This window comes from Wenxinia saemankumensis (assembly GCF_900141735.1).
Classification (GTDB): Bacteria; Pseudomonadota; Alphaproteobacteria; order Rhodobacterales; family Rhodobacteraceae; genus Wenxinia; species Wenxinia saemankumensis.
Genome location: NZ_FQYO01000002.1, coordinates 553,369 through 575,737 on the forward strand (window position 1 = coordinate 553,369; position 22,369 = coordinate 575,737).

Below are 22,369 nucleotides of genomic sequence, written 5' to 3' on the forward strand. Positions count from 1 at the left end.
CGATGAGGGGGCATGGACGCCTGGATTCCCGTCACCATCGCCGCCGCGCTGGCGCAGACGCTACGCTTCATGCTGCAGAGGTCGCTCGCCGGCGGCGGCGGGCTGTCGGCGGCCGGCGCGACCTTCGCCCGCTTCGTCTATGCCGCGCCGCTGGCCGTGCTCGCCGCCTTCGGCTGGGCGCGGTTCAGCGGGCAGGCCCTGCCCGGGGTGCCGGCCGGGTTCTGGCCTTGGGCGCTGGCAGGCGGCATCAGCCAGATCCTCGCCACGATCTGTACCGTCCTGCTGCTGGGGCGGCGCAACTTCGCGGTCGGCATCACCTTCAAGAAGACGGAGGTCATCCTGTCGGTTCTCGCCGGGTGGCTGCTGCTGGGCGAGGGGGTGGGGCCCGGCGCCTTCGCTGCCATCTGCGTCGGCCTCGGCGGGGTCCTCCTGCTCTCCGACGTGCCGGGCGGTGCTGGGCCCTGGCACCGGCGCATCCGCAACCGCTCCGCCGGGCTGGGCCTGCTGTCGGGGCTGTTCTTCGCGGTCTCGGGCAACGGCTACCGCGCCGCGTCGCTCGGCCTCGACGGGGGCGATACGCTGCTGCGCGCGCTGGTCACCCTGTCGCTGGTCACGATCAGCCAGACGCTGATCCTCGGCGCCTGGCTGGCCTGGCGGGAACGGGGGGAGATCGGGCGCGTGCTGCGGCGCTGGCGCGTCGCGGGGCTGGTGGGGGTCACGTCGATGATCGGCTCGGCCTGCTGGTTCACTGCGTTCACCCTCCAGACCGTCGGCCTCGTCAACGCGGTGGGGCAGGTGGAACTGATCTTCTCGCTCGCCGTCTCGGCGCTGGTCTTCCGCGAGTCGATCACCTGGCGCGAGCTGGCGGGCGTCGCGGTGCTGGGTGCCTCGATCCTGGGGCTGATCGCCTTCGTCTGAGGTCAGGCGATCCGGGTGATCCGCTGGGCGCCCGCCTCGAATCGCAGGAACGGCACCGCCTCAGGCGGACCGGCGCGGCCCATCCCGGCCGCGATCTCGGCCAGGACGAGGCGGGTGACGAAGGGCAGGTCGCGGGCCCGCGTCTCGTCCAGCGGCACCCAGGCGAGATACGACAGCTCGTCCTCGGCCCCGTCGAACGCGTCGGGATCGGTGGCGAGCCGATCGGCCTCGGCCAGGAAGAAGCGCGCGTCGAAGCGGCGCGGGCGGCCGACCGGCGTCACCGCACGGAAGACGAAAGTCAGCGGGGCCGCGTCGGGGCGCAGGCCGCGCGCGGCGAAGGCGGCCCATCCCGGCGGCGGGTCCGGCCAGGGGGCGGGGCGGCCGAAGGCCTGCGCCGTCTCCTCGTGCAGCTCGCGCAGGGCAGCGGCGGCGAGGGCTGTCGGGCACCGGGCGCTCTCCGCCCCCAGCCGGGCGGCGCAGGTCGGCGACAGGTCGAGCGGGATCGCCGCGTCGCCGGGATCGACCGCACCGCCGGGAAAGACGGTCTTGCCGGGCATGAACACGGCGCCTTGGCCGCGCTGGCCCATCAGGACGGCGGGTCCGTCCCGGCCCTGCCGCAGCACGATCACGCCGCCCGGTCCGGCCCGAAGCCGTGCATCCGCTTGGCCCATTGCACCGCCACGACCAGCCCCTTGAACCGGGGCAGCAGCGCCAGCGACAGGCCGACCGCCGTCAGGGTGAAGATCGTGGCCATGACCAGCGGGGCCGGGCGGAACAGCGTCCAGGTATAGTGGATCACCGGCACCATCAGGTGGCCGACGACGAGGATCGTCAGATAGGCCGGCCCGTCATCGGCGCGCTGGGCGCGGTAGCTCTCGTCGCAGACGGCGCAGCGGTCGACGACCTTGAGGTAGCCCTCGAACAGCGCGCCCCGGCCGCAATGCGGGCAGCGGCGGCGCATCCCCTTGCGGATCGCCGGCCAGACGGGACGCTCCTGCGTGCCGTCATCGGGGGCCGCCCGGGCCGACGTCTCGGGCGGCAGGGCTGTCTCTTCGGGGCGGAGCGGTTTCATGGCCTCGCACCTAACCCGGAACGCCGGCCCGCGCATCCCCCCGCGACGATGCGCGACCGTGTGACGCGCGGGGCGGCGTGAAAAGCCGCCGCCCCCGCGACGGAAGCGCCCGGCCGGGCCGTAACAGCGATGATCCCGGCGAGAGAGCGGGGATCGTCCCCCCCGGCGGGCCGGACCGGCCCCGCCGAACGAGATGAAGGACCGGCACGATGAGACAGACCCTTTTCCTGGCCGCGGCGATGATCGCGGGGCTGGGCATCCAGGCAGCGCGGGGGCAGGACGCCGCCGAAGAGACCCTCCCCGGCGCGGTGGAGGCCGAGGCCGACGCGGCCGGGGCGCGGGACGGAGCGGCGATGCCCGGCCGGACCCTGCCGCCGCGCCTCGCACCCTTCGACGGCGACGGGGACGGCGTGCTGGACGCGGCCGAGCGCGACGCGCTGCAGGCCGCCCGGTTCGCCGAGGCCGATGCCGACGGGAACGGCGCGCTGACCGCGGACGAACTCGCCGCATGGTTCGAGGCGCAGGCCGCGCAGCGCCGGTCGGACCGGGCCGAGCGGCTGGTGGCGCGGCTCGATACCGACGGCGACGGCAGCGTCGACGCCGAGGAGCTGGCGGCGGCACCCGTCTTGGCGGACGGGGACCGGGAGGTCGGCGATCGGATGGCCGCCCGGTTCGGCGATCGCGGTCGCGGCGATCATGGTCCCCGCGGCCATTGGTTCGGCGATCACGGCCCCCGTGGCCGCCACTGACAGCTGGTGGATCGGCGGGACCGGGCGTTTCGCGCCCGGTCCGGCCGGTGGCGCAGGGGGCCGGGGCCCGTTAGCAAGGGTGACGATGCGACAGGCCAGCGCCCCAGACGCCGCAGCCCCCTGCGAAGGCGCGCCGGACCCCCATGGCGCGCTGCTGCTCGCCTATGCCAACGGCGACGCGCGGGCGGCGCGCGACCTGACACTGGCGCTCGCACCGCGGGCCCTGTCGCAGGCGCAGCGCATGCTCGCCGACCGGGCCGAGGCGGAGGACGTCGTGCAGGAGGCACTGATGCGCCTCTGGCGGATTGCCCCCGACTGGCGGCAGGGCGAGGCGCGGGTGACGACCTGGCTCTACCGGGTCGTCGCCAATCTCTGCCTCGACCGGCTGCGGCGGCGGGGCCGTGCCGCGCCGCTGGACGCGGTGCCGGAACCGGCGGACGACGCGCCGGGCGCGGCCGAGGGGCTGCTCGAGGCGGCGCGGCACCGCGCCCTGGCCGAGGCACTGGCTGCAATCCCCGAGCGGCAGGCCCACGCGGTCGCGCTGCGCCACCTCGAGGGGCTCGGCAATCCCGAGATCGCCGCGGCGATGGACATCGGGGTGGAGGCCGTCGAGAGTCTGACGGCCCGGGGGAAACGGGCGCTGGCCGCGATCCTGGCGGAGCGGCGCGCAGAGCTGGGATGGACCGATGAGTGAGACCGACACGACCCGCGCCGCATCCGGGCCCGGCGACGCCGCGGCCGAAGAGGCCGCGCCGGGCGAGGCCGCGCTGGACCGCCTGCTCGCGGATGTCGCGGCGCGGGAGGGCGCGCCCCCTGGGGGCGATTTCCTCGCCCGGCTGGAGGCCGACGCGCTGGCGGCGATGCCCGGATCGGCGCCGCGACCGGCGCCGCGCGCGGCGGGCGAGGGGGCGGGCTGGGCCGACCTGCTGGGCGGCTGGCTGGGCTTCGGCTCGCTCGGCGTGGCGGCGCTGACCGGATTGCTGATCGGAATCGCCCCGCCCGCGGCGCTGCAGGGCTATCTCGACGACACGGTGGCGATCGGGCTGCTGCCCGACGACGTCGCCCTGGTGGAGGACTAGACAGCATGACCGACACGCCCCCGCCGCGCCGCCGCCTGCGCCTCTCGCGGGTCGTCCTCGTCCTGTCGCTGGCGCTGAACCTTCTGGTCGCCGGGCTGATCCTCGGCGCCGTCCTGCGCGGCAACCCCCCGGGCGGGCGGCCCGGCGTCGAGCTGGCGGTGGGGCCGCTGCTCGACGCACTGCCCCCCGAGCGGCGGGACGGCATCCGGGCGCGGCTGCGCGGCGACGACGACCTGCGCCGCTTCGACCGTGGCGCCCGTCGCGAGGCGATGCGCGCCTTTGCCGGGGCGCTGACCGCCGAGCCCTTCGACCCGGACGCGGTCGAGGCGCTGCTGGCGGCGCAGGGCGCGCGCCTGCGGGGTCTGCAGGACGCGGCGCAGGACGCGTTCCTGGCGGAGCTGGCGCAGATGGGGCCCGAGGAGCGCGCGGCCTATGCAAGGCGGCTGGGCGGGGGCCACGGCCGCGACTGACGCGGCCCGCAACAGCCGCGCCGGACGCGGCCCGCAACAGCCGCGCCGGACGCGGCCCGCAACAGCCGCGCCCGACGCGACGCGTCACGGCCGCGATCGGCGCGGCGCAGGTCCCTCGGTGCGGGGAGGGCGCGGCAGGGCGGAGGCTTCCCCCGGCCGGCCCGATCCGGGCGGCAACGCGCTCCGTGGCGCTCAGACGGCCTTGCCGAAGCGCAGGACGGGGCCCGGCGGGGCGAGGCCGTGGATCCCGCCGGTGGACGGGCGCAGGGTGGCGAGGTCCGCACCGTCGATCGAGGCCGGCCCGATCACCCGGTTCTTGCCCGCGCGCTTCGCCGCCATCAGCGCGCGGTCGGCCCGCGCGAGGATGTCGCTGCCGGCCTCGCCGCCTGTCCCGAGGGCGAGGCCGATCGACACCGCCGCGGCGAGCCGGATGGCGCAGCCCCCTCCCGGGCCGTCCACGGTGACCGGGCGTTCCGCCACATGGCGGCGCATCCGTTCGGCCGCGTCGACGGCCGCGTCGCGCCCGGCGACGGGCAGCACGGCCAGGAACTCCTCCCCGCCCAGCCGCGCGACCATCCCCTCGGGCGGAACCAGCCCCTCGAGCCGCTGCGCGATGGCGACGATGACGCTGTCCCCGGCCGCATGGCCGAAGCGGTCGTTGATGGCCTTGAAGTCGTCGACATCGATCATCATCACCGCCAGCTGCCCCGGCGGGCCGGGCGCCTGCGCCTGCCGGTCGAGCGCGGGCAGGGCGTAGCGTCGGTTGTAGAGGCCCGTCATCGGGTCGTGCAGCGCCGCCTTCAGCCCGACCCGCAGCTCCTCGCGGCAGCGGTCCTGGTCGCGCTTGCGCCGGATCAGCCCCTCGGCCCGCCAGGCCAGCTCCTCGGCCCCGATATCGGGCGTGACCACGTTCTGCGCGCCGAGGTCGAGCGCCATCACGGCGAGGTTCGTCGCCTGCGGCGGCACGAGGGCGAGGATCGCCGCATGGCGGGCCGGCCCGTGCGAGCGGATCTCGGCGATCTGGCGGAACAGGGCGGCGCTGTGCAGGGCGCGCCCATCGCCCGCCAGCCGGATCGCCGCGGCGAGGTCCGGCGCGCCGCCCGCGGCGTCGAGGATCACGAGGTCGGGGGCCGGCGCACCCGCCCGGCCGCTCGACAGCGTCTCGCGGTCGAGGCTCAGCGCGTGGCGCCGCGAGAGCGGCTCGATCGCCTCCGGCATCCGGCCGGCGCGGCCGGTGACCACGCGGATCGTGGCACGGGCGCCGAACCCCTCCTCCGGCTCGGCGAGGCCCGGCATGTCGGGGGCGAGGCCGCCGGCGCCGCCCTGGGCGAGATCCGCCAGTTCGTCCGCGCCGCGCAGCAGGGTGCGAATCCGCCCCAGCAGCAGCGCCGGATCGTAGGGCCGTGTCAGCACCTCGTCCGCGCCGGCATGCAGCAGGCGCAGGCGCGCCGCGCGGTCCTCCTCCGCCGCGATGGCGAGGACCGGCAGGCGCCGCGTGCCCGGCCGGGCGCGGAGGCGCCGCAGGAAGTCGGCGCCGGGCTGGCCGTCCCCGGCGCCGAGCACCAGCAGGTCGGGGCAGGCCGCGTCGAGCGCCGCCCACGCCTCTTCCTCCGTGGCGCAGGACCTGACGGCGTGATGCCCCGCCGACACCTCGCCGCAGGCCAGGATGCGGCTGCTGCAGAGGGTATCGACAATGAGGATATCGCGCGACATCGTCTTCCTGCTCAGCAACTTGGTTGTATTTGACTCAAGTTCTGACCCCCAAAGGTTAAGAAGTTGTTGCCCGTCATGCCCAGAGAAAAGATTCACCCCGGCGGGATGGGCCGGCCCCGGGCCGAGGAGATCGCGCTTTCGGCGCTCGGCTGGCTGGTGGCGAACGACGAGCTGCGCGACGTCTTCCTCGGCTCCACCGGCCTCTCGCCCGAAGAGTTGCGACAGCGGGCGGGGGACGAGGACCTGCTGGTTTCGGTGCTGGAATTCGTGACGATGGACGATGCCTGGGTGCTGGGCTGGTCGCGCGAGACGGGGCACCCGCCCGAGGCGGCGATGACGGCGCATGCGGTCCTCGCCGGCACCGCGCGGACCCACTGGACATGAGCCTGCCCGGCCTGCGCGGCGTGCTCTTCGACAAGGACGGCACGCTCTTCGGCTTCCAGCAGACCTGGGCGCCCTTCGCCGAGGCGGTGATCGCCGACCTCGCGGATCGCGGCGCCGATCCGGGAGAAGTGGCGTGGACGCTGGGCTTCGACCGCGACCGGCGTCTCTACCGCCCGGATTCGCCGGTCATCGCCGAGACGGCGGCCGAGGTGGCGCGGCTCCTCGAGCGGTTCGCGCCGGACGACCCGCCGGGGCTGGCCGCGCGGCTCGACCGGCTGGCCGCGGGAATCGCGCCGGTGCCGGCGACCGACCTGCGCGCGGCGCTCTCGCCCCTCGCGGCGGCGGGGCTGCGGCTGGGCGTGGTGACGAACGACAGCGCGGGCGCGGCGCGCGCGCACCTCGTCCGCGCGGGGGTCGCTGACCTGTTCGACCCGGTGATCGGCTATGACAGCGGCCATGGCGGCAAGCCCGATCCCGGTCCGTTGCTGGCCGGGGCCGCCGCCTGGGGCCTGCCGCCGGACCGGATCGCGATGGTCGGGGATTCCGCGCATGACCTGGTCGCCGGGCGGGCGGCCGGGATGGTGCCGGTCGGGGTCCTGACGGGACCGGCCGATCGGGCCGCGCTGGCGCCGCTCGCCCGGGCCGTGCTGCCCTCCATCGCGGATCTCACGGATCTGCTGGAGCTCTAGGCCGCTCGGGATCGTCGCCGGGGGAGGAGCGCGCGGGGCCCCCAGATCGATCGCACGGGAACGATCGCCTCCGCTGCCATGGGGCCCTGCGCTCTCCCGCCGGACATCAAAGGCGTGATCCCCGAACGGGGCAGGAATGAGTTGACGATGCGGCAATTGACGCAAGCGTCAGGTCGCCGCCGCTGGTCCCGTGGCAGGACGGAGCGGCCAGGGCCCGCCCGGCCCGGGCAGTCTCAGCCCTTGCCCATCGCCTTGATGAGGCTCACCGCCCCCTCGCCGAGCCTCACCTTCGCGAAGGGGCCGCCGAGGCGGGTATACCCCATGTCCTGCGGATCGGCTTCCGGCGCCGCGGCCTCGATCTCGGCCGCGTACTCCTCGGCATTGTCCTGCGGGCGGTAGCCGAGGAAGGGCACGGTGTGGTTCGAGACCGGGGCCCGGTCGTTGTTCGACACGCCGTAGGCCACGGTGAAGCCGACCGTCGGCGCCAGCACCGCCCGCTCGACGAGATGCACCATGTCGCGGTGGCTGAGCCAGGTGCCGAGGGCGCGCAGGTTCTCGGGCTTCGGCGTGCAGGACAGGATCCGCAGGCAGACCGCCTCGAGGCCCCGCTTCTCCCAGTACATGCGGCCCAGATCCTCGGCGAAGCACTTGGCGAGTCCGTAGAACGTGTCGGGCCGGTGCGGCTCGCGCGTGTCGATGCCGGAGGCGGTCTCGCACAGTCCGACGGCGTGGATGGACGAGGCGTAGACGACGCGCCGCAGCCCGTGGCGGTGCGCGGCTTCCCATATGTTGTAGGCGCCGATGTAGTTCGGGCCCAGCAGTTCCTCGAACGGCGCCTCGTCGACCCTCGCCCCGAAATGGACGACCACGTCCGCGCCCTCGAGCAGGGGGGCGACCTCGTCCATGCGGGCGAGATCCGCCCGGACATAGGTCTCGTTCGGGGCGAGATCGTCCGGCGCGTCCTGGATGTCGGTGGAGAGGAGCGTGTCGGCGAGTCCCGCCAAGGCGGGGCGGAGCGAGGTGCCGAGCGCGCCGCGCGCGCCGGTGAGGACGATCTTCTTCATCGGGGTCTTCCTTCGGTCGGTCAGATGATGGCCGGCTCGCGCAGGGCGCGGCCCGTCGCGAGGCGGGTATAGGAGAGGTCGGACAGGTCGAGCGCGACGTAGCGCCCGTGCAGGATCAGCTCGGCGAGGCCGCGGCCGACGGCGGGGGCCTGCTGCAGGCCATGGCCGGAGAAGCCGCTCGCGAAGAGGAAGTTCGGCAGGTCCGGGGCGGGCCCGAGGAGGGCGTTCTGGTCGAGCGTGTTGTAGGCGTAGTGTCCCACCCAGGACCGGCGCAGCTTGATCCGCTCGAAGGCGGGAACGCGCGCGGCGAGGGCGGGCCAGACCACCTCTTCCCACAGGTGGGGATCGTCGTGGAAATCGTCCGGCGCGACGGCGGTGTCGGGATCGGGTTTCACCCCGGCCATGTAGAGCCGCCCGTCGCTGCGCATGTGCACGCCCGACGGGTCGATCGTCAGCGGCAGATCGGCGGGCAGGGGCTCGGCCGCTTCGAAGACATAGGTGAAGCGGCGGCGCGGCTCGACCGGCAGGGGCAGGCCGACCATCGCCGCGACCTGCGCGGCGCGGGGGCCGGCGGCGTTGACGACCCAGCCGGCCGCGACCTCCGTCCCGCCGTCAAGCGTCACGGACATCACGCGGCCGCCCTCGACCCCGATGCCGGTCACCTCGGCCTGCACGTAGTCCACGCCGAGCGCGCGGCCGCGCCGGCGCAGCCAGTCGAACATCGTCGCGCCGTCGAAATACCCCTCGTCCACCGCGTTGTGCGAGCCGAGGATCACGTCGCCCGCCTCTATGAAGGGCCATTCGGCGGCGATCTCGGCGGGGGTGAGCAGGCGCGTCGCGCAGCCGAGCCGGGCCTGCAGGGCCTGTGCCTGGCGCAGCGCGTCCGCGCCCGCCTCGGACCCGGCGAGGTAGAGGTAGCCGAAGCTCTGCAGCGTGAGCGTAGGCGCCTCGCGATCCTCCATCCAGTCGCGGAAACCGTGGATGAACTCCGCCCCGAACCGGCTGATCCGCACGTTCACCTCGGCCCCGAACTGCTGGCGGATGCAGCTGTTGGTATGCGTCGAGGAGGCGGTCTCGTAGCTGGGGTCCCGCTCGACCACCAGGACGCGGCCGTGGAAATCGGGATCGCGGGCGAGCCACCACGCGGCCGACGCGCCGTGGATGCCGCCGCCGACGATCACCACGTCGTAGGCGCCGTGGGCAGGGGTTCTGTCGAGGGGCATCTGGCACTCCGGCCGGTGGCGTCGGGGCGAGCCTAGGCCCGGGCCGGAGGGGAAGGGAAGGGGGGCTGCGGCGCTGCCGATGGTCATGCGGTCCGGCCGGGCGCGCGGTGGCCGCGCCGGGACGGCGGACCTCAGAAGTCCTTGAGGATCGCCTTGAGGCCCGGCTCGGTCACGAGGCTCGCCGCCTTCTTGGGGCTGACCCAGCGGCGGTCGCGCCGCTCGGCCTCGGGGTAGTCCTTGGACATCTTCTTCACCTCGACGGCGAAGACCTTGACCAGGGCGGGGATCATCGCGCCGTTCCGCAGTTCCTTCATCGCCCGGAACGAGCCGATATGCTTGCGTTCGGCCCGGCCGCGCTTGACCCCGCCTTCCTCCCACGCCTCGATCAGGGCCGCCTCGCGATGCGTGCAATCCGCCATCGGCCAGCCCTTGGGCAGGATCCAGCGCCCCGAGGACGAGGTGACGAGAAGGACCTCGCGATCCTTCTTCGGGCCGCGCCAGCACAGGGCGGCCAGCTGGATCACGGGGTCGTCCTCTGTGGCGGTCTGGATGGCGATCTTCTTGCTCAACGACATGGGATGGGGGGATACTCGGCCTACAGGATGTCGTTACAATCTAGGCCGCCACCCACGAATTCAAAGTTTCAGGTGCCGCGAGGTTTCGTCCGTCGTGTCGGTTCCGCCACGGAAGGATTTTCGGGCCAGGGGTGCCGGGGGTAGCGGCCGCGCATGTCCCGGCGCACGTCGTGATAGGCGCCGGACCAGAAGCCCGGAATGTCGGTCGTCACCGCCAGCGGGTGCTGCGCCGGCGACAGCAGCGTGACCTGGATCGGCCGGCCGGCGACCTTTGGATGCTCCTGCGTGCCGAACATCTCCTGCAGCTTGACGGCGATGGCGGGATGCTCGCCCGAATAGTCGACGGGCACCTCGCGGCCCGTCGGGGTCGTGACCTTGCCCGGCGCGGCAGCGTCGAGCGCCTGCATCCGGCCCCAGTCGATCCGCGCCCGCAGGGCCGGCAGGGGGTCGAAGCGCTTCCAGTCCTCGGCCGTCCTGACCCCGGCGAGGTAGGGGGCGAGCCAGTCCTCGAGCGTCTCCAGCAGCTTGGTCTCGTCCATCGCGGGCAGGTCGTGCCCTTCCGCCCGCGCGAGCGCGACCCGGGCGCGCAGACGCTCGGCCGCAGGGGAGAGGCGCAGACCCAGCTGGCGCACCCCGTCGCACATGGCGCGGGCAAGGTCCGCCGTCTCGGCCGCGCCGGGCCGGTCGGCGAGGACCAGGGCCCCCAGCCGCTCCTCGGCGCGGGCGACGACGCGGCCCTCGCGGCGCGACCAGCGGCAGGTCTCGGTCCAGACGATCCGCTCGGCGAAGAGATCGCGGATCTCGGCCTCGCTCACCTCGGCCGCCGCGCGGATCCGCGCCTCGCGCGGGTCGCCGTCGAGATCCGTGGCGACGAGGAAGGGCACCCCCGCCAGCGGATCGGCGGGGTCGAGATGCGCCCCCTTGCCGCCCGACAGCAGGAAGCGCGGCGCCTCGCCCGGCCGCCGCCTGCCGATCCGGTCGGGATAGGCGAGCGCCGCCATCGCACCGGGGGAGAGGGACGGGCCATCGGGCAGGCCCCTTGCCAGCCGCCTGCTCTCCTCCCGCACCCTGGCCAGCGCGCCGGGATCGGCCTCGCCGGTCCGGTCCCCCTTCAGGGCGCGCAGGCGCAGCGCGAGGTCCGACGACGCCGCGCGCAGCACGTCCCGGTCCGACAGCAGCGCGGCGAGGGGGGCGGCCTGCCGCCCTGCGACGCCCAGCATGTGGGCGAGGCGCGGATGGACCGGCATCGCCGCCAGCGCCCGTCCATGGGCGGTGATGCGGTCCGCCCCGTCCAGCGCGCCGAGATCCCGCAGGAGCGCCCGCGCCTCGGCCAGCGCCCCCTCGGGCGGCGGGGTCAGGAAGGGCAGGTCGGCGCTGCCCCAGAGCGCGAGGTCCAGCGCGAGCGGCGCGAGATCCGCGCTCTCGATCCCCGGCGGGGGATAGGCGGCGAGGGCGCCCTCCTCCCCCTTCGTCCAGAGCCGGAGCGCGATCCCCTCGGCCACGCGACCCGCGCGGCCCGCGCGCTGCGCCGCCTCGGCCCGCGTGACCCTTTCGGTCACCAGCCGCGCCATCCCCGAGCCGGGATCGAAGCGGGACCGCCGGGCCAGCCCTCCGTCGACCACGACGCGCACGTCCTCGATCGTGAGAGAGGTCTCGGCAATGGAGGTGGCGAGCACGATCTTGCGGGTGCCGGGCGCGGCGGGCCGGATCGCCGCCCGCTGCTCGGCCGGGGGCAGGGCGCCGTAGAGCAGGCGGATCTCGGTCCCCGCCGGCACGCGGCCGGACAGGCGCGCGGCGGCGTCCCGGATCTCCCCCGCGCCGGGGAGGAAGGCGAGAACGCCGCCCGTCGTTCCGGGCAGCAGGTCCAGCACCGCCTCGGCCAGCTGCGCGCCGATCCGCCCCTTCGGAAGGGGGCGGTCCAGGTGCCGGATCTCGACGGGGTAGGCGCGCCCCTCCGACGTGATGCGGGGGGCCCCGTCCATCAGCGCCGCCACCGGCGCGGCATCGAGCGTCGCGGACATGACCAGCAGGTGCAGGTCCGGCCGGAGCGCGGCCCGCACCTCGAGACAGAGCGCGAGGCCGAGATCGGCGTCGAGCGAGCGTTCGTGGAACTCGTCGAAGATCACCGCCCCGATGCCGGCGAGCTCGGGGTCGGACTGGATCATCCGCGTCAGGATCCCCTCGGTCACGACCTCGATCCGGGTCCGGCCCGACGTCTTCGTGTCGCCGCGCATCCGGTACCCGACGGTATCGCCGGGCCCCTCGCCCAGCTGCTCGGCCAGCCGCTCGGCCGCGGCCCGCGCGGCGAGGCGGCGCGGCTCGAGCATCAGGATGCGGCCGGTAACGAACCCCGCCTCGAGGAGGGCGAGCGGCACGCGGGTGGTCTTGCCCGCGCCGGGCGGCGCCTCCAGCACGGCGCGTCCCCTGGCGCGGAGCGCGGCCACGAGGTCGGGCAGGACGGCGTCGATGGGGAGGGCGTCGGGCATGGGGCCTTATCGCCCCGCCGGACGGCCGGGTGAAGGGGCGCGCGCCGACCCCGGTGCAGTCGGGCGGAGGCGCCCCTGCCCGGCCCCTTCGCGGGCGGAGGCTGAGGAGGGTTTCTGGAACCCTGCGAAAAGGGGGGGCGGGGGAGCAGGGCCCGGCGGTGTTCCGGGCGGGTCCCCGGGGGCGGCGGGGCTGCCGATGCGCCTTCTCCAGGCCCTTTCGCTGGCGGAGGCTGAAGACGGTATCTGGAACCCTGCGAAGGGGGGGCGGGGGAGCGGGGCCCGGCGGCGGGCCGGGCGGGTCCCGGGGGCGGCGGGGCAGGGAGGGGACGGGCGATCCAGGGATGGGGTCCAGCCGGCTTGCGTCGCGGGTGCGCAGGTCCGGACGATATCACGATGCTTCGGGGCAGGGCGCCGGGTACCGGCGGGGGCCGGCCGGGGGCGGGGCGACTGGGGGGCTGCAGGGGGGGGAAGCGCGCCGGACGCGACCGGGGGGGCGGCCCCGGTCGGGCGCACGTCCAGGGTGCACAGGACGGAAGGGGGGCGGGCCGCCGCGGCCGCCGGGCGGGGCCCGGCTGGCCGCGCGTGCCGTCAGGCGAGGCGCTTGCGGACCCGCTCGCGCGTGGCCTCGTCGCAGAAGGCGCCGGCGAGGCCGGTCTCGGCGAGATGGCGGAACTCGCTTTCTCCGAAATCGAAGACCTGTTCGAGCATGTCGTATTCGTTGCTCATCGTGGTGTGGAAGAAGGGCGGATCGTCCGTCGAGACGGTGCATTTCACCCCCCGGGCCATCAGCTTCGGCAGCGGGTGGTCCTTCCACGAGGGAACGGCGCCGAGGAACACGTTCGAGCCGGGGCAGACCTCGAGCACGATGCCCTTCTCGGCGATGTCGTCCACAAGGGCGAGGTCGCGGATCGCGTTGATGCCGTGGCCGATCCGCTCGACCTTGAGGTCGCGGATCGTGTCGGCGACCATGTCCGGCCCGCCCCATTCCCCGGCATGGGCGGTCAGCCGCAGCCCGGCCTCGCGCGCGGCATCGAAGGACCAGGCGTAATCGCCGGGGCGGCCCATCATCTCGGCCCCCGCGAGGCCGAAGCCGGTGAGGAAATCGCCGGCCGTCTCGACCGCGCAGCGGGCGGTGTCGCGCCCCTTGTCGGGGCCGAGATGGCGGATGATCGTGGCGCAGCCGCGCAGGGTGATGCCGAAGTCGCGCTCGGCCTGCATCGCCGCGTCCTGAATCGCGGCGAGGTACTCGCGCCAGGCGCCGACATCGCCGCCGCCGCAGAATTCGGGGCTGAGGAAGGCCTCGGTATAGACGACGCCCTGCGACGCGCTTTCCTCGAGCACCGCCAGCGTGAGGCGGCGGAACTCCTCGGGGCCGGTCAGGACCTGGCAGGCGGCCTCGTAGACCTGCAGGAAATGCTCGAACCCCTCGTAGCGGTAGCCGCCATCGGGGCGGAAGATGGCGGACAGGTCCATCCCCTTCTCGGCGGCGAGGCCGCGGATGAAGGCAGGCGGGGCCGCGCCCTCGAGATGCAGATGCAGCTCGACCTTGGGAATGTCGCGCCAGTCTGAGGTCGGTTCGGTCACAGGAAGCTCTTTCCGTTCTTCGGGGTCACGCCGAGATGGTCGGCCACGGTCGCGGCGACGTCGACGAAATCGACGAGGCCGCGCCCGCCGGGCACCGCGCCCTGCATCAGCACCGGCACCCGCTCCCGCGTGTGGTCGGTGCCAGAGAATGTCGGGTCGTTCCCGTGGTCGGCGGTGACGATCAGCAGATCCCCGGCGCGGAGCCGGGGGATGATGAGGCCGAGCGCGTTGTCAGCCCATTCGAGGGCGCGCGCATAGCCCGAGACGTCGCGGCGATGACCGTAGAGGCTGTCGAACTCGACGAGATTGGCGAAGACGAAGGCCCCGTCCTCGGCACCGTCGGCCAGCGCGGCCAGCCCCTCCATCAGCTCGGCATCCTCGCCCTTCACGACGTCGTCGATCCCGCGCATCGAGAAGATGTCGCCGATCTTGCCGACGGCGTGGACCGGGTGGCCGGCCTCGTGCAGCCAGTCGCAGAGCGTGGGGGCGGGCGGGGCGATGGCGAAGTCCTTGCGGTTCGACGTGCGCTTCCATCCCGTCTCCTCGGATCCGAGGAAGGGGCGCGCGATGACGCGGCCGACCTTCATGTCGTGGAGCCGGGGAGCGAGATCCGCGCAGAGCTCCAGCAGGCGGTCGAGGCCGAACGCCTCCTCGTGCGCCGCGATCTGGAAGACGCTGTCGACGGAGGTGTAGCAGATCGGCCGGCCGTTGCGGACATGCGCGGCCCCCTCCTCCTCGATGATGTTGGTCCCGCTCGCGTGGCGGTTGCCGAGGATGCCGTCCGTTCCGGAGAGGCGGCAGACCTCCTCCACCAGCTCCGGCGGAAAGCAGGGATCGGCCTTCGGGAAAGTATGCCAGTCCCACGGCACCGGCACGCCCGCCAGCTCCCAGTGGCCGGAGGGGGTGTCCTTGCCGCGCGAGACCTCGGTCGCCGCGGCCCAGGCGCCCGTCACGGGACCGTCCAGCCCCGGGGGCGGCGCCATGCCGGAGGCGGCCTCCAGCGCGGCGCCGAGCCCGAGCGAGGCGAGGACCGGCACCTGCAGCGGGCCGCTGCGGCCGTCCTCGGCCCGCCCCGCGGCGCAGGCCTGCGCGATATGGCCGATCGTGTTCGCGTCGGTATCGGGCACGTCGCCGTTGAAGAACTCGCCCGCATCGGGGGCGCCGCCGATCCCGGCGGAATCGAGCACGACGAGGAAGGCGCGGCTCATGGTCTGTCTCCTCCGACCGATCCCAGCACGAGGTCCCGGGGCGTGAAGCGCTCGCCCAGCGTCAGCGCGGCGAGGACGGCCTCGGCCCCTTCCTGCGCGTCCTCTTCGCTGCGGGCATGGATCGTGGCGATCGGTTCGCCCCGGCGGACGTCCGTGCCGAGCGGGCGGATGTCGGAGAGGCCGACGCTCCAGTCGATGCGGTCCTTCTCGCGCGCGCGCCCGCCGCCGAGGCCGACCACGACGAGGCCCAGCGCCTCGCCGTCCCAGCCGGCCAGGATGCCGTCCGCCGGGGCGACGACGTCGCCGACGACCTGCGCGCGGGGCAGGTGGGCGCGCCAGTCCGCCTCCATGTCGGGCGGGCCGCCGAGGGCGGCGACCATGCGCGCGAACCGCTCCATCGCGGCGCCCGAGGACAGCGCCCCGGCCAGCCGCGCCGCGCCGTCGGCGATCCCGCCCAAAGCCAGCAGCCGGTCGCCGAGCGCGATCGTCAGGTCGTGCAGGCGCGGGGCGGCCGCGCGGTTGCCGGACAGCACCTCCATCGCCAGGGCCACCTCGAGCGCATTGCCGAGCGCGGGGGCCAGCGGCTGGTCCATGTCGGTGATCAGCGCCGCGGTGGGGCAGCCCGCCCCGGTCGCGGTCTCGACCAGCGCCTCGGCCAGGTCGCGCGCCGCCGCCTCGGTCGCCATGAAGGCGCCCGAGCCGCATTTGACGTCCAGTACGAGCCCGCCGAGACCGGCGGCCAGCTTCTTGGACAGGATCGAGGCGGTGATGAGGTCGACGCTCTCGACCGTGCCGGTCACGTCGCGGATCTCGTAGAGGGTCCGGTCGGCCGGGGCGATGCGACCGGTCGCGCCGACGATGGCGCAGCCGACCTCGCGGGTGATCCGCCGCAGCCGGTCCTCGTCCACCTCGACCTTCACGCCGGGGATCGCCTCCATCTTGTCGAGCGTGCCGCCGGTATGGCCGAGGCCGCGGCCCGAGATCATGGGAACGTAGACGCCGCAGGCGGCCAGGGCGGGGGCGAGGACGAGGCTGACGCAATCCCCCAGTCCCCCGGTCGAATGCTTGTCGAGGACGGGACCGGGCAGGTCCCAGGTCAGGACGTCGCCGCTGTCGCGCATCGCCTCGGTCAGCGCGACGCGTCCCGCGGGGCCGAGCGCGGTGCGGCAGACGCCCATCGCGAAGGCGCCGGCCTGCGCGTCGGAGACCGCGCCGGAGGCCAGACCGGCGGCAAAGGCGCGCAGCGCGTCCGGATCCGGAGCCTCGCCCCGCCGGAGGCAGCCGTTGACGGCGCGAACGTCGAGGCGGGCCGTCATCGCGTTCAGCCGGCGGCCATGTCGGAGGAGGTGAAGCCTCCCGGCAGCAGGGCGGCCAGCGTCGTGCGCTCTTCGGTTCCGGCGAGGTTGGCCATCGTGACGGGCGTGTCGCCCGCCCCGAATTCCGCCAGCTTCTGCCGGCAGCCGCCGCAGGGCGTGACCGGACGAGGCGCGTCGGCGATGACGGCCACCTCGGCGATCCGGGTCTCGCCGCCGGCGATCATCGCGGCGATCGCGCCCGCCTCGGCGCAGGTGCCTTCGGGATAGGCGGCGTTCTCGACGTTGACGCCGGTGAAGACCGCGCCGGACGGCGTGCGGATCGCCGCCCCCACCTTGAAGTTCGAATAGGGCGCGTAGGCGCGCTCGCGGATGGCGCGGGCAGCGGCGAGAAGATCGGTGTCGGACATGGGCGGCGCTCCCGGCGGGTCGATGGTGCCCGCGATCCTGCGGCGGGGCCCGGCCGGATGCAAGGCGAGGCCCGGCGGCAACGCTCGCCGGTCCGGCCCGGAACGTGACGGAACCCCGTCATGCGGCGCCCCGTTGGGATTGCGACACGCGACACGGACGAGGTGTCCGCGCCCGGCACGACAAGGCCCCATCGCCGCCGCGAAGCCGTCCTTCGCCCGGCGTGACACCGGGTCGGCATGGGGGCGGACGGGACCGAAAGGCGACGACGATGAGCACGATGCCGATGGGGCAGAGCGCCCCGATGACGACAGCGCAGAAGAGCGAGCTCCAGCAGCTCTGCGAGCGGACCGGCGAACAGGTCGAGCGCGAGCTGACCCACGACCAGGCCTCGGCCCGGATCGAGGTGCTTCGCTCGCTGCGGACGCTGCCCTGCCGCTGAGGCGGGCGCCGCCCCGACGCCGACGATCGCCCCTATTCGGCGGGCGCGGTCGGCAACGGCGCCAGCCGTGTCTCGTGCCCCGGGGCCGGGTGTCGCGGGATCAGCAATGCGAGCGCGAAGGAGGTGGCGGCCATCCCGGTGGCGAGCAGGAACACGGCCGCCGGCGAGGTCAGCCACAGGTAGCCCAGCGCCGCGGGCAGGAAGACGGCCGCGATGTGGTTGATCGTGAAGGCCACGGCGGCGGTGGGCGCGATGTCGCCGGGATCGGCGATCTTCTGGAAATAGGTCTTCAGCGCGAGCGCCATGGCGAAGAAGATGTGGTCGAGGATGTAGAGCAGCGCCGCGACCGCCACGCCCCAGCCGAACATGTAGAGCCCGCCATAGCTGGCGAAGATCGCCATCAGCCCGGCATATTCGATCAGCAGGGTCCGCCGCTCGCCCGCCACGGTGACGAACCGGCCGATCGCGGGGGCGAGGACGATGTTGGCGACCAGCGTCACGCTGTAGAGCAGCGTGATGTCGTCGACCTCGAAGCCGAAACGCTCCACCATCATGAAGGCGGCGAAGACGACGAAGATCTGCCGCCGCGCGCCCGACATGAACTGCAGCGCGTAGTAGAGCCAGTAGCGCCGGCGCAGGACCATCCGCTTGACCTGCGGGTGCGGCGCCTCGAACTGCGGATAGGCGAACAGGGCGAGGATCGCGAGCAGGGCGGTGATCCCGCCGCCCGCCAGGTAGACGGTAGCATAGTCGAGGTCGAACCGCTTCCACGTCACGATGATGCAGAGATAGGCGATCAGCGTCGCGCCCGACCCGACGGACAGGATCCAGCCCAGCATCTGCGGCGCGCGCGCCCGGTCCAGCCATTGCAGCTGGAGCGACTGGTTCACCGTCTCGTAGTAGTGGAACCCGATCGAGGACAGCATCGTCACCGTCAGGATGCCGCCCAGCGACGGAAAGAAGGCGGTGATCGCCGTCGCCACGCCCAGCATCAGCAGCGCGACGAGGCCCAGCACCTGCTCGCGGACGAAGAGGATCAGCGCGATCACCCCCACGGCGAGGAAGCCCGGGATCTCGCGCACCGTGTGCAGCCAGCCGATGTCGCTGCCGTCGAAGCCCGCCACCTCGATGACAAAGTTGTTCAGCAGCGCCGACCAGACATTGAAGGCGAGCGGCATCGCCGCGGCGGTGAGGAAAAGCAGGGCGACGGGACGCTGCCAGAGGGGCAGGCGCCGCGCCTCGGACAGGGGGACGATGCGCATGGGGCGCGGCTTACGCCGGGGCGGGGGGCTTGACCAGTGCCTCGACGGGGCCGCCGGCTTGGCCTACGACCCCGGGGAAGCATCCGCGGGAGACGCCCATGACCCAGCACCTGACGATCGTCGATCACCCCCTCGTCCAGCACAAGCTGAGCCTGATGCGCGAGAAGGACACCTCGACCAAGTCCTTCCGGCAGCTGCTGCGCGAGATCTCGCTCCTGCTAGCCTACGAGATCACCCGCACCCTGCCGCTGACGACCCGGCGGATCGAGACGCCGCTGCAGCCGATGGACGCGCCCGTGATCGAGGGCAAGAAGCTGGCGCTGATCTCGATCCTGCGGGCCGGCAACGGGCTGATGGACGGGATCCTCGAGCTGATCCCCGCCGCCCGGGTCGGGTTCGTCGGCCTCTACCGTGATCCCCAGACGCTGCAGCCGGTGCAGTACTACTTCAAGGTGCCGAGCGCGCTGGAGGACCGGCTGACGATCGTCGTCGATCCGATGCTGGCGACGGGCAATTCCTCGGCCGCGGCCATCGACCTCATCAAGGCGGCGGGCGCGCGGGACATCCGCTTCATGTGCCTGCTCGCGGCCCCGGAGGGGGTGGCGCGGATGAAGGAGGCGCATCCCGACGTGCCGATCGTCACCGCGGCGCTGGACGAGCGACTGGACGATCACGGCTACATCGTCCCCGGGCTCGGCGATGCCGGCGACCGCATCTTCGGAACGAAGTGACGGGCGCCGCGCGCCGGACCGGAAGGGCCCGGCGCGCAAGCCGCTGATCCGCAAGGGCCCGGCGGCCCTGCGGGCGGGTCCGGTGCAGGGGGAACGCGGCGTTTCCGAAACGGCATCGGTCCCTTTACATCCTGCGGGGGCTTTGGCAGGTTTCCACCATATCTTGTGGGGGAACCGATGCGACAGCTGAGCCGCGCGACCAGGGTCGGAGCCGTCGCGCTCCTCGCCGGGCTGGGATGGATGCAGGCCGGGAGCGTTGCGGCGCAGGTCCTGCCGCGCGAGTTCCCGCCCGAGAGCTACCCGGGAAACCAGTATGTCGACAGCGGGGGCTGCGTCTTCATCCGCGCGGGCGTCGCCGGCGCGACCCGCTGGGTGCCCCGCCTGTCGCAGAGCCGCGAGCAGCTCTGCGGCTTCGCGCCGACCTTTCCGGAGGGGATCCCCCTGCCGGCGATGGCCGACATTCCCGACGATCTGCCGAACCTGATCGCGGTGCCCGAGAACGCGCCCGCTCCCGCCCCGGCGGCGGAGGCCGGCGGCCCGGCGGCGACGATGGCCGGCCGGCCCGTCCCGACCTCTCCGCAGGTGGTGCCGCCCCCGGCGGCCGCCCCGGCGCCGGAGGCGCAGGCGCAGCGGACCACGCTCGCCGCCTTCTGCGAGGGCCGGCGCGGCGTGCAGGGCGGCTTCGTCAATGCCGAGACGGGCGAGACGATCGATTGCGGCGGCGGCGTGCGACCGGCCGCCGCGAGCCCGGCCGCGATGCCCGCAACCATGCCCGGCCCGATGCCCGCCGCGTCGCCGCAGCCCGAGCGCCTGACCCTCGGCGCCTTCTGCGAGGGGCGGAGCGGACCGCAACCGGGATGGGTGAACGCCGAGACGCGCGAGACGATCTCCTGCGGGCCGGCCGCCCTGCCGGCGCCGATGGCCGGGCCGGTGAACGCGTCGGTGCCCGTCGCCGGTCCCGGCGGCGCGGTGACGGTCGCGGGCGCCGAGCCGCGCCGCGTCGCGCTGGCCGATCTGTGCGCCGAGGCCGCCCTGACGGGGCTGCGCTACGTCTACCGCGAGACCGGGTTGCCGGTCTGCGGCACCGCGCCGACGACATTGCCCGTCGCGGCCCCCGTTCCCGGTCCGACGATGGTCGCCGCCTCGCAGCTGCCCGGCGGCCCGGGCATGCCCGGCGCCCCCGCCGCCCCTGCCACGGCCGGAACGATGACCGCCTTCGTCCATCCGTGCCGCGACGCGATGGGGGCCTACCTGACCGGCGGCGGGACCGGTGGCGTGCGCTGCGGGCCGCAGGCGCAGTCCCCCTCCGGCGCCGGCGCGGCTGCCCCCGCGCCGCTCACGACCGCGCGTTTCGCCCGCGCCTCGGGGCTGGAGGACATCTTCAATCCGCAGCCGATCCCGGCCTCGAACCCGGTCGGCGCGCCGATCCCGGCCCATCCTCCGGCAGGCTACGTGCGCGCCTGGGAGGACGGGCGGGTGAACCCGCAGCGCGGCCTGCCGGCTCGCTACGCCTCGCCCTTCGCCGATGCCGGTCAGGCGGCGGCAGCGGGCTACCGGGCCAGCGACGGCTACTTGATCCGCTGAGGAGGGCCGGCCGGGCCTGCCCGGCCGGTCCGGGGTCGTTCCGGGCCGTTCCGGGCCGTATCGGACGGGGGCCGGGTCAGCCCCGGCAGATGCCCTGGAGGCCGACCCAGTCGCCGTCGCTCAGCACAGCCTGGCCCGAGGCGGGTTGCGGCGGTTCGGGCGGGTCGGTCTCGCGGTAGCGCGCCCAGGGGCCCATCGGTACGTCCGCCGCCTCGAACCAGGGGGCCAGCGCGTCGGGATCGGGGGGCACGACAGGGTTCGACAGCAGGCGCTGCGCCTCGGTCGCGAGGGCGGCGTCGGGCAGGTCGCCGGTCGTCAGCAGGGTCACGGTCGCGCGCAATCCCTCGGCCCGCAGGATCGGGGCCATCGGGTCGCCCGCGGGGCCGTTGACGGCGGCGATCATCTGGCCGGCGACGACCGAGGGTTCGCTCGCCGTCTCGACCGTGCGGCGCGACAGGACGATGAGTCCCCCCGGCAGGTAGAGCGGTCCGGGCAGGGCGGCAGGCAGCACGACCGCCTGGCCGGGCGCGTCCGGCCCCATCACCCGCTCGTGCAGCCGGGCCAGCGCCTCGGTCCCCAGCGGGTTGCGGCAGGCGGGCCCGGTCACCCGCTGCAGGTGACCGAGGAGGATCGCGCCGATCTCGCTCCGCTTGGTCTCCGGCACGGCGCCGAGGGCCTGGGTCAGCAGCGCCGAGGGCAGCCAGAGCGCGATCGCCACGACCGCCAGCGCGCCGCCGCCCCAGACGATCACCTGACGCAGCCGGCCCGGATGCCGGCGGGCGCGGTCGAGACTCTTCCGCACGGTCTCGATCGCGTCGATCATCGTGGCGTCGGAGAGTTCCAGCGTCTCTCCCGCCTCGCGGTCAGGGCCGTAGAGCGCGGGATCCTCGCCGGGATTCAGACGCTCGACCGCCGGCAGCGACCAATGGGTGAGGGGGCGACCGGCGCTGTCCGAGATGACGAGGGTCGCCTGCCCGAAGGAGACCGTCACGTCGCGGCGCTGCGCCTCGTGGGAGGGGCGCCAGAGGCCGGGGCATTCGAGCCGGGCGTATCGGGACAGTGCGGTTCCTGACAAGGGGGGGCTCGTTCTCGCGTGGCCTTGGGCTCGATCTGCTCGACGCGCAGCCTACAGGCGGACGGGGCGGGTGAACAGGCGTCTCGCCCGGCCGTGGCGTGCCGGGGCGTGCGGGGCGGTCCCGGGCGGGCGGGGCCGGCGGGGTGATCGTGGCGCAATTGCGGCAACCGGACCGGCAGGAGGCAGCCCCGCGGCGTGCGGCGCTGCCACAAGTCCTAAGACAGGGGGGGCCGTCAGGCGCTTGGCCGGTGCCGGGCACCGCCGCGGGGCCCCCGCCGGCCACCCGTTCCAATATTTCATGAGGCCTGACCAATCCGGCCTGCCCCGGGGTCCGCGTGGA

The 22,369-nt window shown here is 74.2% G+C and carries 23 protein-coding genes; 10 read left to right on the forward strand and 13 right to left on the reverse strand.

Annotated features, from left to right (window positions below; translation table 11 throughout):
• Window positions 1-12 precede the first annotated feature (12 nt).
• A complete protein-coding gene (locus tag BUE30_RS06480) occupies window positions 13-918 on the forward strand; it encodes a DMT family transporter (RefSeq protein WP_073327171.1) in 906 nt (301 codons plus the stop codon).
• A 2-nt stretch (window positions 919-920) separates the two neighbouring features.
• Here BUE30_RS06480 and BUE30_RS06485 read toward each other — a convergent pair whose 3' ends face one another.
• Entirely contained in the window at window positions 921-1,589 is a 669-nt protein-coding gene (locus tag BUE30_RS06485) for an NUDIX hydrolase (protein ID WP_073327174.1), read from the reverse strand.
• The gene (locus BUE30_RS06490) at window positions 1,544-1,990 is read right to left on the reverse strand and encodes a DUF983 domain-containing protein (RefSeq protein WP_083601188.1); all 447 of its coding nucleotides are present in this window, start codon (window positions 1,988-1,990) and stop codon (window positions 1,544-1,546) included. The genes BUE30_RS06485 and BUE30_RS06490 overlap by 46 nt, the downstream gene beginning before the upstream one ends.
• Window positions 1,991-2,199: 209 nt before the next feature.
• Between BUE30_RS06490 and BUE30_RS06495 the strand changes: the two genes are divergently transcribed.
• The 4 genes from BUE30_RS06495 to BUE30_RS06510 all read left to right on the forward strand — a co-directional run bounded on the left by BUE30_RS06495 (window position 2,200) and on the right by BUE30_RS06510 (window position 4,288).
• A complete protein-coding gene (locus BUE30_RS06495) occupies window positions 2,200-2,739 on the forward strand; it encodes an EF-hand domain-containing protein (protein ID WP_083601190.1) in 540 nt (179 codons plus the stop codon).
• A gap of 85 nt (window positions 2,740-2,824) precedes the next feature.
• Window positions 2,825-3,433, forward strand: a complete 609-nt coding sequence (locus BUE30_RS06500) for an RNA polymerase sigma factor (protein WP_083601192.1) — start codon at window positions 2,825-2,827, stop codon at window positions 3,431-3,433.
• Window positions 3,426-3,818, forward strand: coding sequence for a hypothetical protein (locus tag BUE30_RS06505; protein ID WP_073327177.1), 393 nt, complete (start codon window positions 3,426-3,428; stop codon window positions 3,816-3,818). The genes BUE30_RS06500 and BUE30_RS06505 overlap by 8 nt, the downstream gene beginning before the upstream one ends.
• Before the next feature lie 5 nt (window positions 3,819-3,823).
• Window positions 3,824-4,288 carry a periplasmic heavy metal sensor gene (locus BUE30_RS06510; protein ID WP_073327180.1) on the forward strand — a complete coding sequence of 155 codons (465 nt, stop codon included), beginning with the start codon at window positions 3,824-3,826 and terminating at the stop codon, window positions 4,286-4,288.
• Between the two features lie 192 nt (window positions 4,289-4,480).
• Here the strand turns inward: BUE30_RS06510 and BUE30_RS06515 are convergent, their stop codons facing one another.
• Window positions 4,481-6,001, reverse strand: coding sequence for a diguanylate cyclase domain-containing protein (locus tag BUE30_RS06515; RefSeq protein ID WP_073327183.1), 1,521 nt, complete (start codon window positions 5,999-6,001; stop codon window positions 4,481-4,483).
• Between the two features lie 75 nt (window positions 6,002-6,076).
• On the opposite strand from BUE30_RS06515, the gene BUE30_RS06520 reads away from it, so the two are divergent.
• Complete coding sequence (locus BUE30_RS06520) at window positions 6,077-6,385, forward strand: DUF3572 domain-containing protein (RefSeq protein ID WP_244526286.1); 309 nt, start codon at window positions 6,077-6,079, stop codon at window positions 6,383-6,385.
• Entirely contained in the window at window positions 6,382-7,074 is a 693-nt protein-coding gene (locus tag BUE30_RS06525; RefSeq protein WP_073327189.1) for an HAD family hydrolase, read from the forward strand. Before BUE30_RS06520 ends, BUE30_RS06525 begins: the two co-directional genes overlap by 4 nt.
• Window positions 7,075-7,307: 233 nt before the next feature.
• Here BUE30_RS06525 and BUE30_RS06530 read toward each other — a convergent pair whose 3' ends face one another.
• The 8 genes from BUE30_RS06530 to cdd form a co-directional block, all read right to left on the reverse strand.
• On the reverse strand, window positions 7,308-8,138 hold the full coding sequence (locus tag BUE30_RS06530) for an NAD-dependent epimerase/dehydratase family protein (RefSeq protein ID WP_073327192.1): 831 nt from the start codon (window positions 8,136-8,138) through the stop codon (window positions 7,308-7,310).
• Between the two features lie 20 nt (window positions 8,139-8,158).
• The gene (locus tag BUE30_RS06535; protein ID WP_073327195.1) at window positions 8,159-9,361 is read right to left on the reverse strand and encodes an NAD(P)/FAD-dependent oxidoreductase; all 1,203 of its coding nucleotides are present in this window, start codon (window positions 9,359-9,361) and stop codon (window positions 8,159-8,161) included.
• Window positions 9,362-9,492: 131 nt separating this feature from the next.
• Complete coding sequence (locus BUE30_RS06540) at window positions 9,493-9,936, reverse strand: NUDIX hydrolase (protein ID WP_073327198.1); 444 nt, start codon at window positions 9,934-9,936, stop codon at window positions 9,493-9,495.
• Between the two features lie 68 nt (window positions 9,937-10,004).
• The gene (gene hrpB / locus BUE30_RS06545) at window positions 10,005-12,422 is read right to left on the reverse strand and encodes an ATP-dependent helicase HrpB (protein ID WP_073327201.1); all 2,418 of its coding nucleotides are present in this window, start codon (window positions 12,420-12,422) and stop codon (window positions 10,005-10,007) included.
• 588 nt (window positions 12,423-13,010) lie between these two features.
• On the reverse strand, window positions 13,011-14,006 hold the full coding sequence (locus tag BUE30_RS06550) for an adenosine deaminase (protein ID WP_139300496.1): 996 nt from the start codon (window positions 14,004-14,006) through the stop codon (window positions 13,011-13,013).
• On the reverse strand, window positions 14,003-15,214 hold the full coding sequence (locus BUE30_RS06555; protein WP_073327204.1) for a phosphopentomutase: 1,212 nt from the start codon (window positions 15,212-15,214) through the stop codon (window positions 14,003-14,005). The genes BUE30_RS06550 and BUE30_RS06555 overlap by 4 nt, the downstream gene beginning before the upstream one ends.
• Window positions 15,211-16,530, reverse strand: a complete 1,320-nt coding sequence (locus BUE30_RS06560; RefSeq protein ID WP_073327207.1) for a thymidine phosphorylase — start codon at window positions 16,528-16,530, stop codon at window positions 15,211-15,213. Before BUE30_RS06560 ends, BUE30_RS06555 begins: the two co-directional genes overlap by 4 nt.
• 5 nt (window positions 16,531-16,535) lie before the next feature.
• Complete coding sequence (gene cdd, locus BUE30_RS06565) at window positions 16,536-16,937, reverse strand: cytidine deaminase (RefSeq protein ID WP_073327779.1); 402 nt, start codon at window positions 16,935-16,937, stop codon at window positions 16,536-16,538.
• Window positions 16,938-17,206: 269 nt separating this feature from the next.
• Between cdd and BUE30_RS17300 the strand changes: the two genes are divergently transcribed.
• Entirely contained in the window at window positions 17,207-17,377 is a 171-nt protein-coding gene (locus BUE30_RS17300) for a DUF3072 domain-containing protein (RefSeq protein WP_083601194.1), read from the forward strand.
• Window positions 17,378-17,409: 32 nt separating this feature from the next.
• On the opposite strand, the gene BUE30_RS06575 is transcribed toward BUE30_RS17300, so the two are convergent.
• Window positions 17,410-18,639 carry an MFS transporter gene (locus tag BUE30_RS06575; protein ID WP_073327210.1) on the reverse strand — a complete coding sequence of 410 codons (1,230 nt, stop codon included), beginning with the start codon at window positions 18,637-18,639 and terminating at the stop codon, window positions 17,410-17,412.
• Window positions 18,640-18,737: 98 nt separating this feature from the next.
• On the opposite strand from BUE30_RS06575, the gene upp reads away from it, so the two are divergent.
• Together upp and BUE30_RS06585 are read left to right on the forward strand one after the other, a co-directional pair.
• The gene (upp, locus tag BUE30_RS06580; protein WP_073327213.1) at window positions 18,738-19,370 is read left to right on the forward strand and encodes a uracil phosphoribosyltransferase; all 633 of its coding nucleotides are present in this window, start codon (window positions 18,738-18,740) and stop codon (window positions 19,368-19,370) included.
• Between the two features lie 177 nt (window positions 19,371-19,547).
• Window positions 19,548-20,954 carry a hypothetical protein gene (locus tag BUE30_RS06585; RefSeq protein ID WP_073327216.1) on the forward strand — a complete coding sequence of 469 codons (1,407 nt, stop codon included), beginning with the start codon at window positions 19,548-19,550 and terminating at the stop codon, window positions 20,952-20,954.
• Window positions 20,955-21,030: 76 nt separating this feature from the next.
• On the opposite strand, the gene BUE30_RS06590 is transcribed toward BUE30_RS06585, so the two are convergent.
• On the reverse strand, window positions 21,031-22,029 hold the full coding sequence (locus BUE30_RS06590; protein ID WP_073327218.1) for a hypothetical protein: 999 nt from the start codon (window positions 22,027-22,029) through the stop codon (window positions 21,031-21,033).
• Window positions 22,030-22,369 lie beyond the last annotated feature (340 nt).